The following is a 14,887-nucleotide window of genomic DNA, read 5'->3' as shown; positions in this document are numbered from 1 at the left end:
CCGGGGGAGCAGCGGTGACGCACACAATCGAGCCGGGCAGGCCACGGCCGGCGGCCCTGATGCGCGACCTGCTGGGCGCAGCCGGGACGCTGTCCAGCCTGCCGACGGCCCTCACACGGCCGCCCACACCGCGGGTGAGGATCGCCGATGCGGCCACCTGCGGCCGCATCAGCAGGCGCACACACCCGCCCGTCCTGCTCGTCGCGGGGTATCTGTCGGTGCAACGCTGCTGGCGGCGCCTGCCGAGCCGCCTGCACGAGGCAGGCTTCGCCGACGTCTGCTTCATCGACTACAACGCCCTCACCACGGGAGTACCGCAGGTGGCCCGGGCGGTCGTGACGGCCGCCCGGGCAGGCCATGCGGCGCACCGGAACACAGACCGTCCACGTGATCGGCTACAGCCTCGGCGGCCTGATCGTCCGCTACGCCGTGGACCGCCTGGGGCTTTGGGAGCACACCCTGGGCGCCGTCACGATCGCCACACCGCACGCGGGCACGGCCGCCGCACGGCTCGCGCCCGGCGTCGCGGCCCGGCAGATACAGCCCGGATCGGGGCTGCCGGCCGCGCTGCCGCCCCTGAACAGGGCCCACCAGCCCCGCTGGTTGGTGATCCAGGGCGGAGACGATCTGCCGGCGCCCCCGGCCCCCGTGGCACACACCGCACCGCACCGCCTCATCACCCTGCCCGGCTACGGCCACCTCGGTGTCCTGGCCGCCCCCTGCCTGCCGCACCTGATCGTCGGCCACCTGCGCTGCCTGCACCCCACCGCCGCCGCAGCGCAGCGGCGGCCGGTGCCGGCCTGCGCCTAGAGACCAGCCCACACAAACCGAGAACCAACCGAACCAGAAAAGGGGACACGACCATGCCCATCGCACGACTGCAGACGCTCACCTGCAACGCCACCGAGGACTGGACCGGGGACGACGAGGTCCTCGTCAAGGTCTTCGGCACCCGCTACGGCGAGGCCTACCGCCCCATGAACAACGGACAGACCTGGGACCTCAACCTCGACGCCCCGTTCGGCAGCAACTCCCGGCTGCGCATCGAGGTGTGGGACAAGGACCTCGGCTGGTGGCTGGACCCCGACGACCTGCTGGGCGTGCACTACGTCAACGCCTCCCAGGCCGGCGCCGGGCTGAAGACCGCGGAGTTCAACGCCGACGGAGCCGGCTACACCCTCGTCTACGAAGTGGTGGCCTGAGGCCAGACCACCTCGACCAGCAAGAAAGGAGCACACCGACATGGCCACTGCGACGGAGTACGACAACTGGCCCGTGGTATCCCTCGAACTCGCCAAGCGGGTCCCGCTGGGCGGTAGCACGGGCAACGGCCCCCTGATCACCACCCCGACACCCCTCATCACGGTGGCGGACCGCTCCGCCCCCCTCCCGGCCGCGGCCGGGGCGCCCGGCGTGACGGTGCGGGTCTTTTGGTGGGGCTTTCACCTGCAGATCGACCACGACACCCTGCGGCAGATCCTCGACGCCGCGGACACGGTCAACGAACTGGTGGTCGCCGTCGGCGGCAGCATTCCCAGCCCCGCACAGCCGTGGATCCGCCTGATCGGCCTCTTCGTGGCCGGCACGCACGAGGCACTGCGCGCCCTCGACCGCGGCCAGGGCCTCTACATCAGCATGAGCTGGTTCGCACCGGGCGTCTTCATACCCACCCCGGTCTAAAGCACCCATGAGCCCACCGGGACGGTACACGGGGGGACCGTCCCGGTGCCCCACCCCTTACCCCACCCACGGCCCGCGAGCATCCTGACCGGTGCCAAGACCCCCATCCGCGTGCCGCCCGCGACCCTTGGATGCCGCCGTGTCCCACACCCCGCTCCCGCCCTCAGGCCCGGATCCCGCCGCACCCGTGCCCGTCCGCGTGCTTCTGGCGGACGACCAACTGCTCGTCCGCGGCGGCATCGCCATGCTGCTCAACACCGAAAGCGACATCGACGTGGTCGCCGAGGTGGCAGACGGCGCCGCCGCCGTGGCCGCCGCGCGCGAACTCCAGCCCGACGTCGTCGTCATGGACGTCCGCATGCCGCACACCGACGGCGTGGAGGCCACCCGCCGCATCACCGCGGACCACTTCTCCACCGACCCCGACCGACCGGTCAAGGTCCTCATCCTGACCACCTACCACCTCGACGAAGCCGTCTACGCCGCCCTGCGCGCCGGCGCCTCGGGCTTCATGCTCAAGGACGCCGCCCCGGCCGAACTCGTCCGCGCCGTCCACACCCTGGCCCGCGGGGACGCCTGGCTGGACCCGGTCGTCACGCCCAACCTGCTCCGCGAGTTCGCCGCCCGCCCCGAAGGCCGCCTGCCCGCCCCACAGCGCCTGGCCGAACTCACCGACCGGGAACGCCAGGTCCTCGTCCTGATCGCCCACGGCTTCACCAACCCGGAGATCGCCGACCATCTGACCATCGGCGACGCCACCGTCAAGACCCACGTGAGCCGCCTGTTGATGAAGCTGGGCGCCCGGGACCGGGCCCAACTGGTGGCCGTCGCCTACCAAAGCGGCCTGGTCGAACCCGGCACCGCCCCGCCGGCACGCGAGACACCGACGGGATGAGGCGCAGCGAGCAGCGGCACCGGACCAGAGCGGGTGCCGCGCCCTTGCGCGCCCACCAGATAGCCGGGGGCGTGTGCGGGACTTTTTCAGACACGCTCTGCAGACCTCCGCACGCTGCTCGCCACCGGTGACGGACCCGCACTTGCCGATCTTGCACAACGACTTTTCTGAGGTCATGTGCTCTCCGGTCGGCGGTGTAGCCAGGGGCTCGGAGGCGGGCGGCGTAGAACGGGTGGCCGTCCGCTTCCGTGAGTGTGGCCCGTCGCTGCCGGGGCCGGTTCTCGGGCACGGTGTCTCGGGGTGACGGCGTGTACCTCACGCTCCGGTGCAGGTCGGCCCGGCGGCCCGTGCGTTCGGTGGTGTCCCCCGGGAGCCGCTCGATCTCGCCGACGGCGCTCGTGATCTGCTCGGCGTGGTCATTGATCAGAACGCAACGAGAGTCCCTCGGCACGCCTTGCACCGAGAGAGGGAGGGCGATGTCCCTGTGGACGATCACGTGAATTCCCCAGGGCCCTGATCATGTAATTCCCCAGCTGGTCGGCTGACGGGTGAGGCCGCCCGCGATCGAGGGGCGCGGCGGGTGGAAGTGGCCTCTGGTTAACTTCGCGGCATGAGGTTGTTCAAGCGGGCCGACAAGTCCGAGGGTGCTGGTCAGGCCATGGATAGCACTGATCTGAGCACGTTGTTGCTGCAGGGGGAGGACATGATTGATCAGCTCGCCCGTGCTCACCTGTCCTGGGGGCTGGGCTCGGCGGACCGCTGGGGACTGGATCAGACGACGGGCCTCATCACCTGGACCTTCCCCGACAAGACAGCGACGGCGCCTGCTCAGATCCTCGGCAGTTTCAGCCCGTCGTCGGGCTCGTGGGTGTGGGCATGGGCGAACAAGAGCATCCTGCCCGAACTGAGCCACGACGCCCGGAGCGTTCGGGACTGGGCCGAGGCCCATGGGCACCAGGCTCTGGCAGAGCCGCAGATCGATGCCGATGAGCAAGCGGCGGCGACGCTCACGGCTTTGGCCGTGAGGGTCACGGAGGCGACCGGCTTTTATCGGGGTGCTGGAGGCAACTCCATGGTGATGATTACCTTCGGGCCGGTCACCTTGGCCATGGCAGACGGCAGCACGTCCACGGTCAACATCAATATCAACTAGCGGACAGGCACTGCCGCGTTGAAAGCCTCGGTGCCTGGCCTGGTGAGCGATCAGGCACCGAGAGCGGCGAATCGGCTGGGCGATCGACTATGAGGCTGCGCCGTTCTTGTCGACGGGACCTCCTCGCAGACTCACCCCGCAACACCACGGCCGGCGAGGACATCCGGTGGTTCTTGGGCCGGTAGCTGGGGCCGTTCATGATGAGCTGGTGTCCCAGGCGCGCAGGTCGTCTGAGGTGGCGGTGCGGCGGCCCAGCTGGCCTTCGGTGGGCGGTTCGTCGACGATGCGGACGCGGCCGATGGTCTTCTTGGCCAGGACCTGGTTGCGGATGTTTGGGGACCATCTGCGTGCTCGGTGTGCGCTGCTGTGGTTGGGCCCGTGGTCGCCTCTGCCGGTGAGGCGGTGAGGCGGTGTGCGGGTGGTCGGCACGGCTACGGCGGCGGTGGTGCGCGCACGGGCGGTATGCGGGTTGCGCAGGCGAGACTGATGGGCCGGAGGCAGCGCGGCCGCCGCACGAATCGGCCAGTCGGGCGCATGGGCTGCGCAACGCTGCGACCTGGATGGTCGGGTTCGTGGTCGGGGGCTTAGGTGGCTGCGGTCGGGGCCATGCTCGGGCGGTGCGCGCGGTGGTGGGCGTGGGGCAGCGGCTGCGCGGTCGTTGCCCGCGTACGGCGAGCCGTTGGGTGCGCAATGCGCAGCGCTGACCTGCTGTGGTCGCGCTCGGTGGCTGGCTCTCCTGGCCATGGTCGGGCCCGTGCAGGGGGCATGGTGCGGGTGGAGCGGCTGTGCCAGGGGAACGGGTGGCCGGAGGGTTGTGGCCCGTCCCTGCCGGGGCCGTTTCCGAGTTGGGTGCGGCTCCTTTGAAGGGAACGTGAGCCGAGGCAAGGCTGATCGGGGTGTGTTCGGGTCTTCCCGTCTCTACCGTGGCGGTGGAGGAGGCGACCTTGATGGGCTCATTGTTCGAGGAGTTGGAGGCCCGGGAGGCGGCTGCCCGGGTGCGGGTGGAGGAGCTTCACCTTCGAACCAGAAGGCCGCCTGAGCCTGAGCGACTTACAGCCCGCCCGGCTGCCAGTCAGCTTCTACGCACAGCGCTACACCGAAACACCGAAGATCACCCTGACCTGCGACACCGACGGCAGCTTCCTGCGCGTCTCCTCGGACGCCTCCCACGACGTGGCACTGCGTTACGACTCCACCGAATTCTGGCTCCAGCCCGACGCATCCTCCTTCGACGCACTCACCCACGTCACCATCCGGCTCGGTCCCGGAGAACCGGTGACCACACCCGTCGCGGTCGCACGCTTCCCGGTCATCATCAAACACTCCCGCGTACGACTGATCTCACGGGTCACCATCAGCGCCCTCGGAGCCTTCCTCGTCGCCGCGCCCGCCATCCTCGGCGTCCACGCGTCCCTCTCCCTGCGCATTGTCCTGGCAGTGATCGGTTCCGCGGCCCTCAGCACGGCCACCATCGTCATGGGCCGTCCCCGAAGCTGAGAAGCCGTCACGCTTCCCGGCGAACCACGGCTGCGTTCGCCGGAGCCTGGTGGGTGGTGAGTTTGGGTGAAGTGGTGCGGGGGTTTCCGTCATGATCGTATCGTTGGCCGGTGAGTTACCCGTGGGACCGGCTTACGGCCAACTACCAGCAGTTTCATGCCTTGGTCACCATGCTGTTGCAGCAAGTGGAGCCTCGCGCACGCGTGCCCTCCAGCGGTATGGGCCGCTCCGATGCCGGTGACGTTGACGTGGTGGTGGAGACGGAGGCCGGCGAGCTGGTGGCTTATGAGATCAAGGCCTTCGCCGGGGCCATGACCACCGGCCGCCGTCGCCAGGTCCGCCAGGCTCTGGAGAGGGTGGTGGCCAGGAACCCTCCGGACCAGTGGTACCTGGTGTGTGCGGTGGATCCAACGCCAGGTGATCTGCGGTGGTTTGACGAGCTGCGGGGGAGTTTTCCGTTCATCGGCGGATGGTTGGGTGCGAGCTGGCTCGATCAGCAGCTTGATGCACACCCCGATGTGCTGCGCTCGGCCCTGCTCGACCCTTCTGCCGATCTCCTGGCCAGCGTCGAACGCGAGCGGCTGGAGCGTGAGGCCGCTCCGGCCGGCTCCAGCGAAACGGCCCTGCCCAAGGGCGCCGTGCACTTCAGAGGCTTCTCCGACCGGCCGGCCGGCAGCGACCTGCTGGATCGCAGGGCTCTGGTGTCCGCGGTGGCCGACCTGCTCACGCCCACCGAGGCAAGCCCCTCGCCCTCGGACGGACTGATGGCCCAGGACGGCACCGGTCCTTGCGTCGTGGCGATCGAGGGTCCGTGGGGGTCGGGCAAATCCACGATCATGCAACTCATTGAGAAGGAGGTCGTTGCCCGCCAGCAGGACGTGATTCCGGCCGCCGTCGGCCGCCGGCAGCGCTGGATGAATCAGGCCCACAGATGGCTGCCGCGGCGCCGCGACCTGCCCGTGCGCTGCGCCATCTGGCTGCTGCTCGCCCAGCGCCGGCCGGATGCCGGTGGCAGGCGCAACCGGTGGCCGCTGCTGCGTCGTACACCGTCCCGTCCGGCGGTGCCCCGCACGGCGCTGACGGTTCGCTTCAACCCGTGGGCGCATCAAACCAGCGACCAGATCTGGGCCGGACTCTCCCGCGAGATCGTGGAAGCCTCACGCCCCGCGCAAGGCACCCCCGGGCGCGCCCGCGAGGCGTACTGGCTGCGGCGTAACACGGAACGTCTCGAGCGCCATCACCTGCGCCGCACCGTAAGCCGGCGCCTTTTGTCCCCGCTGCTGCGGGTGGGCGTCTTTGCCCTGGTCATCCCCGTCGTTGCGCAACTGGCCAAGGCAGACACGCACTACACGTGGTCGGGGCACACCGTAAATGCTGCACTCCTGGCCATCGGGCTTCCGCTACTTCTTCTGCTTCTGGGCCTTGTGCACACGGTCCTACGATTCCTGCTGGGCCGGGCACGGTCGTTCCTGCCGGGTGAGATCCTCGAGGGCCCCGTGCTCAGCGGTGCCTTTGCCGCCACGGGATCCGGACCGGACAGCGCCCTGCGCGACCCCTACTACAACGCCCGCTCCGGCTATCTCTACCTCGTCCAGCACGACATCAGCGACCTCCTGGAAACGATCTGGTCCAGCGGGCGAGAGCTCATCGTGTTCATCGACGATCTCGACCGCTGCTCGGCACGCGCCACCGCCGAAGTGTTCGAGGCCATCAACCTGTTCCTGTCCGGAGCACTCCACTCCCCGCACCGCAGCCTCGAACCGGACGCTGTGCCCTGCCGCTTCGTACTCGGGCTGGACTCCTCCGTGGTCGCCGCCCACCTCGACCGCGCCTACGCCGATCTCGCCTCAACACAGGGACAGGCAGGCCACCAAGACCCCTCCTGGGGATGGACCTTCCTGCGCAAACTCATCCAACTCCCCGTCACCCTGCCACCCATCGCCCACCACAGCCTCACTGCCGCCATGAGCAGCCTGCTGGGGCCCGTTGACCACATGTCCGAGCCCCACACCCCGCCCGCCGCGCCGACCGAGCCCCCAGCCGCGGCAGGCGACCGACCGGCAGCGAACCTGGCACCATCGGCCACGACAGCCCCGCCGCCCGAGCTTGAAACCCAAGTACTTGCCCTGGAAACCCACCCAGCCATACGTGAGCGCCTGCAGGATCGGCTGCGCGCACAGCGCCACCTGTCCATGCGGGAGGCCAAGAGGCTTTTGACCGTATGGCAGTTCTACCTTCGCGTCCTCGCCTACAAAGAGGGCACGACACAAGCCCTCTCTGTCGAAGACGCCCTGCACCTCATCACCCTTGCCGAGATCACCGCACGTTGGCCCGCCCTGCAAGGTGCACTCACCACCCGAGCCGAGGGGCAAACCGGCCTGGCAGTGCTCACCCCCCATACCGGCGACGATGTCAGCTGGGCCAAAGCACTGCGCAAGCTCGGGATGGACTCCGCCGCTCATCGCGACGCCTGTGCAGACCTCCGCACGCTGCTCGCCACCGGTGACGGACCCGCGCTTGCCGACCTTGCACAACGACTTTTCTGAGGTCATTTGCTATCCGGTCGGTGTAGCCAGGGGCTCGAAGGCGGGCGGCGAAGAACTGGTGGCCGTCCACTGTGGTCGTAGGCGGTCACTGGGCGCATGACTGGCTGGCCGCGAATGAAGCTAGCTCCACTCATCAGGTCCCCTTGGAATCGATCATCTAGGGAACCGGGAGGCGCTCTACCGGCGGACCGCCGAGATCAGTCCGCCGGGCCGCTCCTCGCGCTGTGGCGGGGTGCTGATCGGGCGGCCGTAGGCGGCAGCGCGCTCGCGCAGGGTGTGGCTGTCGGCCTCCCAGCCGTGCCCGGCCAGCCAGCCCACTGGGTCGTCGGGCATCTCCGAGACCCACATGGACGCCGCCGATCCCGGCACGGCGTCCGCGCCAAAGCGCTCGATCACGCCGCGCGAGCCCAACGTCAGCCCCATCCAACTGCCTGCCGCCGACTGCGCGCTGATCCGGGCCAGCAGCAGCTCCACCGCATCCTCGGGCAGATAGATCAGCAGTCCTTCGGCGATCCACGCGGTCGGCATCGCCGGATCGTGCCCTGCGGCGGCCAGCGCGCCTGGCCAGTCCTCACGCAGATCCACCGCGACGGCGATCCGCTCGCAGCGTGCAACGGCCCGCTCATGGCGCAGCACCGAAGCCTTGAAATCCAGTGGCGCGGCGGTGTCGACCTCGAACAGCCGGGTGCCCTCGGGCCACTCCATCCGGAAGGCCCGGCTGTCCATGCCGGCGCCGAGCAGCACGACCTGCCGGACCCCGGACGCGGAGGCCTGCTGCAACAGCTCGTCGAGGAACTTCGTCCTGATGACGATGGAGAACGCCACGGCCAGCCGACGGCGTCGCGCGGCCTCGTCATCGGGCAGCGGCGGCGAGGAGGGCCACAGGCCTCCGGCGGTGGCGAAGGCCTGTGCCAGCGGGTCGCGGAACAGCGCGTTCTCCCGCTCGGTCTCCAGCGCCCGCACCCTGGCCACCCCCACCGCCGTGGCCCACACTCCCGACGGCTGCACCCGCTCCTGCTCATCAGTCATCGCGCCAGCCTAGTGATCGATTCCCAAGGGGCCTGATGAGGGGAGCCAGCTTCATGCGCGGCCAGCCAGTCATACGCGCACTGACCGCCTACGACCACTAAAACCGCCATAGGCGAAGATCAACAGTCACCCTGTGTACGCGACCACACGAAGTGGACCAGAGCCCGCGGAAACAGACATAGCCAACCGCTCAAGGTGTGTCGCCCGTCACCAACGTCCTCGGCCAGCACACCTAGCCAGCGCACGCTCTGCGTCGGCGGAACACCGTGGACGGGGTGGCTCTACAGGGCGGCCGAAAGGGGTGTGATGCGGCTGCGTCCCCAGTCGACGCGTTCGCGCACGATGGGGTCGGCGTGTGTGGCGAAGCGTTCCAGGACCGTTGCCGCGGCGGGGCCGCCGATTTTGCAGGCGGTGAGGACCACGGCCCGGGCTTCTTCGACGGTGAGGTCGTCGGGTCCTGGCAGCAGGTTGAGTATGTCTGGTCCTGCCTCGGCGAGGAGGTCGGCTGCGGCGTCGTCGTGGGGTGGGGTCAGTGCCCGGGTCCGGTCCAGTACCTGCATGCGGACGTGTGGGCCGACGTGTTCTGCGTATCGCAGACAGGCGGTCGTCAGCAGATGGAGCCAGGTGCGGTGTTCCGGTTCGCGGTCGCCGCGTTTGGCCAGGGACAGGAGCAGTTCGTCGGCTTCGGCTTGGGAGCAGTGGCCGAGGGCCATGTGCACGACGTCGGTGTACTGCGGGTCGTGCGCGTGGTTGACCAGGAAACCGAAGTGGCCCTTGGTCACGATCGCTGCAGCGGCGAAGTAGTCGCGGAAGGTGCTGTGCTCGAAGGCGATGCTGTTGGCAGGCGTCCAGTACAGGGAGCCGGCGCGGATCAGCAGATGTTGAAGGACCCGGTCGGCGACGTATGACAGGTTGCCCGGCAGCTTCTGGCTGGCCGAGATTTCGAGGAGCTGGGCTTGGCAGTCCTGTTCGAGGATGCGCTGTGCGCGAAGCGGTGACAGGTCGGATGCCCCGTTGAGGAGCATCCATACGGCAAGGGCCTGCAGCATGCCGGTCTGCTGTTCCAAAGTCAGGTCGATTCCCTCGGTGGCATGCACACTGCGGGCCACGTCACGGCTGTACAGCCGCAGGCCGATGGCCCTGCGGCGCACCGTCATGTCGAAGGCGGCAGCGTGGTGCAACTGCAGGGGATCGTGGGGGAGGGGATCGCGTGATCCGGTTCGCTGCTGCTGCAGCCACAGCGCGCAGATCAGGGCGCACAGGCGGGGACTTGCTGCCATCTCCATGAGGGAGCTGTTGGCATCCACTGTCCAGCGCAGGGGCGTGGTGTAGTACTCGACGTCGTGCCAGGCGTCGGACCAATCGTTACTCTGTGACAGGGCGGTGAACCAGCGGTCGATGAACGTGCCCACGTCTGCGGGGCTCATGGGCAGCACGCTGAAGGCCGCGAATTGGTATCCGGCGAGCCAGTCGTGGTGGACGGCGGACGGACGGGAGGTCGCCACCACGGCGGTGGTGGGGTAGAGGTCGAGCAGCCTTTCGAGCCAGGACCGCACCCGGGGGCGCAGGTCGTGGCGGATCTCGTCGATGCCGTCGATCAGGAGCAGGCCGCGGCCCTGTTCCAGCAGCCCGGTCAGCCACTGCTCGGGCTGGCCGAGGGCGGCTGGATACTCCAGTTCTTCCAGAAGGGTCTCCAGGCGAGGGGCGCCCTTGGAGGAGGTGAGGGCGCGCAGCGGGATGACGAAGGGCACTCTGCCCTGCAGTGCGCCGAGTTCGCGAGGCAGGTCGCCCTGGGCTGCGTGGACTGCGAGCCAGTGCATGAGCGTGGTCTTGCCGCAGCCGGCTGCTCCGTGAAGGAGGATCCGGGTGTGGCCTTCCAGCGCGGCGTGGACGCGTCTGCCGGGAGCGACCTCTGCGGCGGGGCGGCCGTTGCGGGGGGTCGTCGCGGCGAGTTCGAGAGCCAGGAAGGCCGTGTCGAGGGGCCATACGATCCTGCCGGTGTCGGAGTCGTGGCCCAGTGTCTCGATTTTCGCGAAGCGGTTGGCGACGTAGCGCCGATAGCCCACCTCGAAATCGCGGTCCTTGCGTTCCGGGCCGGACAGTTCATCCAGCGCCGTGACGGCGACCTTTGGCCCGCCGTGGTCTTCCACTGCCCGCTGGAATGCGGGATCGTCGGCGATCACCCGCACCGGCACCGCCTCCACCCGCCCGTGACTCCAGCCGGTCGGGGCAGCGGTCACCACACCGATCAGCGCGCCCTGACAGAACAGGCCGGCCCCGGACAGACCTGCCCAGGGCGAGCCGCCCCCAGCCGACTGCGGCGGCGGGCCGCTGCTTTCCAGGACGTACCGGCCGAGCACGAGCGAGGAGCCCGGCTTGACCCGGCCCACCAGCTGCTCGCTCTCGAGATTGCCCCGCTCGTCGCGCTGGACCAGTGGGAAGCCGATGGCCTGACAGTTCTCCTGCGTGTCGAGGCGAATCAGTTCGCCCCAGCGCAGCGGGGCGAACTTGGTCAACACGTCCGCGGACACAATGTCGTTCGGCGCCACCAGCAAGGCCGCGTCGCAGGCGCTGTCTTTACGCCGCCAGACCACCGTGCAGCGTACTTTGCCAACCCCGCCGACCACGATCGCTTCGACACTGTCTTGCCGGCCCACGACGTGAGCGGCGGTCAAAACCAGTCGCGGGCCAAGGAGATAGCCACTGCCCTGCCGCTTCCCGAAGACGGCCGCGACGCGGGAGCTGTGCGGATTCACTGCCCGCTACCGGCAGATGGCGGTACCTGCGTGAAGCCCGCGGTGCCGCCATGGTCGGGGTTGCCGATCTCCAACGTGCGCCCTGTTACGGCGTCTTTAGGACTCAGGCTGAGCTTGACGCGCTGGGTGTCGGCCCTGCCCCGTGTCACGTCGACCCCGGCGGTGACCACCCACGCTTTGACACCCGCCTTGCCCGTGATGTCCCTGCGCACCTGGACCGTGAACTCCAGCTCAATACTGTCCACCGCGAAACGCACTGATTGGCCGGCACCCCGCCCGGCGGCCTCCAGCAGTTCGTCACGCAACGACTGAACCGCAGCCGCCAGTTCTACGCCCTCGAGATCTTCGCTCATCATTCCCCCGAACTCAGCCTCAGACGGAAGCGCGAGCGGAGCGCAACCGGCTGGATGCCGAGCGTAGCGCTTCACTCGTGGGACCGTCAGGCATTCGCGCCTCGCGGCAAGACACCTCCCGCCCGCGGTTTTCCCTCGCCGGGCCATGGACTTGTCTGCCGGCTGGTGGCACCGCCCGCGGGCCGCTGCGCCCCCTCGTCGACGGGTCGAGGGGCCTGAGGCTGTCGCGATTGGTGTGCGGGGCGGTCGGGCTCGACGGTTGGGGTCATTGCGCGCAACGAACGTTGGCCTGTGGGTGCGCGCAATCCGTCGCAATCTCGGGGCGGCTTCCTGGCCATGCTGCGCATTCTGATATTCCAACTCCGAGTCATGGAGGGCGACATGACGCTCAGGTTCCTCGGCACGACCAGCGACGGCGGGGACTGTCCCACCCTCTACGCGGTGGAAGGCACCGACGAGATCCTCGTCCAGGGCGACGTCGAGACCGACCCCGAGCACCTCGCCCAACTGCGGGGTGTGAAGCCGACCGAGGCGTTCGTCCGTGTTCCGCGCGAACTGCTCGCCCGCTTCGCCCCGCGCAGTGAGCCGTCCCAGCTGATGCCGTTCGGTGAAGTGGCCCACGTCTTCACCGATTTCAGGCACACCGCCTGGCGGCTGGAGACGCGCCGCGGTTACGCCACCGACCGGTGCAGCGAGCCGTGGGCTCGCTGGAAGGCCGGCGAGGACGTTGACCACGACGAACCGGACGCCTGGCGCCGTAACGTGGCCGAGCAGGTCGCACGGGGCAAGACGTTCGGCCGCGTACGGCTCGTCGACCAGCCGCTCACGCAGGGCCAGCAGTTCCTGCTGGCCCGTGCGCCGAGCAACGTGGCCGTGGGAGACGAGGTGCGCTACCTGTGGCGGGCGGAGGCCGAACGGCTCGGCCTGCCCGACTTCGACTTCTGGCTCATCGACTCCCGCACCCTGCTCAGGTTCGTCTTCGACGAGCAGGACACCACGCTGGGCGTGGTCGTCTGCGAGGATCCTGCCGAGGTGCTGGCCGCCTGCCAGGCCCGCGATGCTGCCTGGCACCACGCCGTGGCTGCCGTCGACTTCGCCGAGCGGGTACGTTCCACCATGTGACGAGCGACTACCAAACCGGGCGTGTCGCCCTCGGTGCGCGCATGCGCGAACTGCGCACCGAGGCCGGTTTGAGCGGCAAGGACTTCGCCGCACGGCTCGGCTGGCAGCGCTCGAAGGTCAGCCGCCTGGAACACGGGAAGCAGACCCCGAGCCGCGAGGATCTCCGGGGCTGGGCCGAGGCCGCCGGCCGCCCCGACGTGGTCACCGAACTGGCCGGGCGGCTAACGGGGCTGGAGACGCGCTACCGCTCGCTGCGCAAGCAGTACTCCAACGGCCACCGCGCCCGCCAGGAACAGGGCGTGGTGGAGACCGAGCAGACGACGCTGCTGCGCGCTGTCGAAGTGATCCGCATTCCCGGACTCTTCCAGACCCCCGAGTACGCGCGCGCCGTTTTCACCGCCAACGCCGCCTTCCGCGAGGTGCCGACAAAGGACATCGAGGACTCCGTCCGCGCTCGCATGCGCCGCCAACAGGCCCTGTACGAGCCCGAGCGCAGCTTCCGCGTGCTGCTGTGGGAAGGCGCCCTGTACGCCCTGAACGCGCCGCGCCCGGTCATGGCCGCACAGTTGGACCGACTCCGCTCGATGATCGGCATGGACACGGTGCAGCTCGGCATCATCCCCTTCGCTGCCGAGCTGCGCCGCAGCCCGTCACACGGGTTCTGGATCTACGACCGGCGCCTCGTCATCGTCGAGACCCTCAGTACCGAGATGTGGCTGGACGACGAGGAGTCCATCGCCCTGTACGAACGGGCCTGGGACTGGCTCGCCGACTCCGCCGTCTACGACGCCACCGCGCACCGGCTGATCGGCCGCGCGAGTGCCGCTCTCAACCTGTCATGAGCAACTGGAGACAACCCCCGCACCCTCGCGCGCAATCCTGCGCAATCGCCGCTCCAACCCGCAACCGCCCTGCATAGCGTGCCGGTCATGGCCGCACCGACCGCACGATCCATCTATCAGGTAGGCCAGGACTGGCTGATGTCCTGCGCACCTGACCCCGCCGAAGTGGCGCGTGTCTGGGAGCTGCGGCGGTTCGCCGAGATCCCTGCCGGCCCGTGCTGGCGCGTCGTCGAAGCACCCCTCGTCGAGAGTGTGCACGCCATCCGTCGCATCGGCCCCGAACGCGTCGGCCCCATCCTCGGCGACGTCTACAGCGACATCGCCTGGTGGTTGCTGCCGCTGGATATGGAGGATGACCTCGACCACGTCCGCGTGTTCACGGTGGATCCGGCCGGGTGGGTCCTCAAGTGCCCACCCGTCGTGCACTCGTTGGAGGGCCGGTGGTGGATCGAGCGGCCTGACGGATCGGGGCGGTTAACGGATCCCGAACTGCTTGCCGCGGCGTTCGGGCCGGGCGGGTACCCACACTCCGCGGGGGCATCGGTATGACGACCGAGACCAGAGTGGACGACACCGATGAGAGCGAAGCCTCGACCCTGGGCAAGCTGCTGGTCGACTCGGCGAGCAACGACCGGGACCGCGCCGCGGCGCAGGCCCTCTTCGAGGAGGAGACGCTCCTCGCCCACGACGGCGTACGCGCCGCCCTCGTCGTCAGGCAGAGCGGCCACATGACAGCCCGCTGGGAAGGGCTGATGGGCCGCCTGTACACGCTCGGCCTCGACGAACCGCAGCGGGCCTTCCTCGGCCTGGTGCTGTCGATGGTGGGCATCGGCAGTATCCCGCTGTCGGCTGTCGAGGAACTCGACGAGCACCGCCTGGTCATCATGCAGCGCGCCATCGTCCGCCTCGCAGGCAACGACCGGATCGCGACCGGAACCAAGATCTGAGCCTCGAGGTCGGCAATCTCTTACCCCGGCCGGTCTCGGGATGGGCGGCCGCCTCGTCGTCCCCCGC

Annotated in this window: 15 protein-coding genes; 11 read left to right on the top strand and 4 right to left on the bottom strand. The window is 69.1% G+C overall.

The genetic code is table 11. From position 1 onward, the window contains the following. The first annotated feature begins 357 nt into the window (after positions 1-357). From ACFY1L_RS46305 to ACFY1L_RS46285, 5 genes are all read left to right on the top strand, one after another. Positions 358-810, top strand: a complete 453-nt coding sequence (locus tag ACFY1L_RS46305) for an esterase/lipase family protein (protein WP_388839614.1) — start codon at positions 358-360, stop codon at positions 808-810. A 53-nt stretch (positions 811-863) separates the two neighbouring features. Further along, entirely contained in the window at positions 864-1,202 is a 339-nt protein-coding gene (locus ACFY1L_RS46300) for a hypothetical protein (RefSeq protein WP_351329894.1), read from the top strand. Between the two features lie 40 nt (positions 1,203-1,242). Beyond that, entirely contained in the window at positions 1,243-1,680 is a 438-nt protein-coding gene (locus ACFY1L_RS46295) for a hypothetical protein (RefSeq protein WP_351329893.1), read from the top strand. Between the two features lie 139 nt (positions 1,681-1,819). Beyond that, positions 1,820-2,575 carry a response regulator transcription factor gene (locus tag ACFY1L_RS46290; protein ID WP_351329892.1) on the top strand — a complete coding sequence of 252 codons (756 nt, stop codon included), beginning with the start codon at positions 1,820-1,822 and terminating at the stop codon, positions 2,573-2,575. Between the two features lie 610 nt (positions 2,576-3,185). After that, positions 3,186-3,728, top strand: a complete 543-nt coding sequence (locus tag ACFY1L_RS46285; RefSeq protein WP_351329890.1) for a DUF6882 domain-containing protein — start codon at positions 3,186-3,188, stop codon at positions 3,726-3,728. A gap of 195 nt (positions 3,729-3,923) precedes the next feature. On the opposite strand, the gene ACFY1L_RS46280 is transcribed toward ACFY1L_RS46285, so the two are convergent. Then, on the bottom strand, positions 3,924-4,157 hold the full coding sequence (locus tag ACFY1L_RS46280) for a hypothetical protein (RefSeq protein ID WP_351329888.1): 234 nt from the start codon (positions 4,155-4,157) through the stop codon (positions 3,924-3,926). 744 nt (positions 4,158-4,901) lie between these two features. Here ACFY1L_RS46280 and ACFY1L_RS46275 point away from each other — a divergent pair. Both ACFY1L_RS46275 and ACFY1L_RS46270 read left to right on the top strand, forming a co-directional pair. Further along, complete coding sequence (locus tag ACFY1L_RS46275) at positions 4,902-5,225, top strand: hypothetical protein (protein ID WP_351329887.1); 324 nt, start codon at positions 4,902-4,904, stop codon at positions 5,223-5,225. 110 nt (positions 5,226-5,335) lie between these two features. Continuing rightward, positions 5,336-7,771 (top strand): P-loop NTPase fold protein, encoded by a 2,436-nt coding sequence (locus ACFY1L_RS46270; protein ID WP_388839610.1) that lies wholly within the window; start codon positions 5,336-5,338, stop codon positions 7,769-7,771. Positions 7,772-7,948: 177 nt separating this feature from the next. Here ACFY1L_RS46270 and ACFY1L_RS46265 read toward each other — a convergent pair whose 3' ends face one another. The 3 genes from ACFY1L_RS46265 to ACFY1L_RS46255 form a co-directional block, all read right to left on the bottom strand. Further along, the gene (locus ACFY1L_RS46265; protein WP_351329885.1) at positions 7,949-8,800 is read right to left on the bottom strand and encodes a class I SAM-dependent methyltransferase; all 852 of its coding nucleotides are present in this window, start codon (positions 8,798-8,800) and stop codon (positions 7,949-7,951) included. Between the two features lie 281 nt (positions 8,801-9,081). Further along, entirely contained in the window at positions 9,082-11,556 is a 2,475-nt protein-coding gene (locus tag ACFY1L_RS46260; protein ID WP_351329884.1) for an NACHT domain-containing protein, read from the bottom strand. After that, a complete protein-coding gene (locus ACFY1L_RS46255) occupies positions 11,553-11,909 on the bottom strand; it encodes a trypco2 family protein (RefSeq protein WP_351329883.1) in 357 nt (118 codons plus the stop codon). Before ACFY1L_RS46255 ends, ACFY1L_RS46260 begins: the two co-directional genes overlap by 4 nt. Positions 11,910-12,290: 381 nt before the next feature. On the opposite strand from ACFY1L_RS46255, the gene ACFY1L_RS46250 reads away from it, so the two are divergent. The 4 genes from ACFY1L_RS46250 (at position 12,291) to ACFY1L_RS46235 (ending at position 14,820) form a co-directional block, all read left to right on the top strand. Then, complete coding sequence (locus tag ACFY1L_RS46250; RefSeq protein ID WP_351329881.1) at positions 12,291-13,031, top strand: DUF6879 family protein; 741 nt, start codon at positions 12,291-12,293, stop codon at positions 13,029-13,031. Beyond that, positions 13,028-13,873, top strand: coding sequence for a helix-turn-helix transcriptional regulator (locus ACFY1L_RS46245; RefSeq protein WP_351329880.1), 846 nt, complete (start codon positions 13,028-13,030; stop codon positions 13,871-13,873). Before ACFY1L_RS46250 ends, ACFY1L_RS46245 begins: the two co-directional genes overlap by 4 nt. A gap of 87 nt (positions 13,874-13,960) precedes the next feature. Continuing rightward, complete coding sequence (locus ACFY1L_RS46240; protein WP_351329878.1) at positions 13,961-14,422, top strand: hypothetical protein; 462 nt, start codon at positions 13,961-13,963, stop codon at positions 14,420-14,422. Continuing rightward, on the top strand, positions 14,419-14,820 hold the full coding sequence (locus tag ACFY1L_RS46235) for a hypothetical protein (RefSeq protein WP_351329877.1): 402 nt from the start codon (positions 14,419-14,421) through the stop codon (positions 14,818-14,820). The genes ACFY1L_RS46240 and ACFY1L_RS46235 overlap by 4 nt, the downstream gene beginning before the upstream one ends. Positions 14,821-14,887 lie beyond the last annotated feature (67 nt).

The organism is Streptomyces sp. NPDC001663, assembly GCF_042893105.1.
Lineage (GTDB): Bacteria > Actinomycetota > Actinomycetes > Streptomycetales > Streptomycetaceae > Streptomyces.
This window is presented reverse-complemented; position numbering and strand designations above follow the sequence as displayed.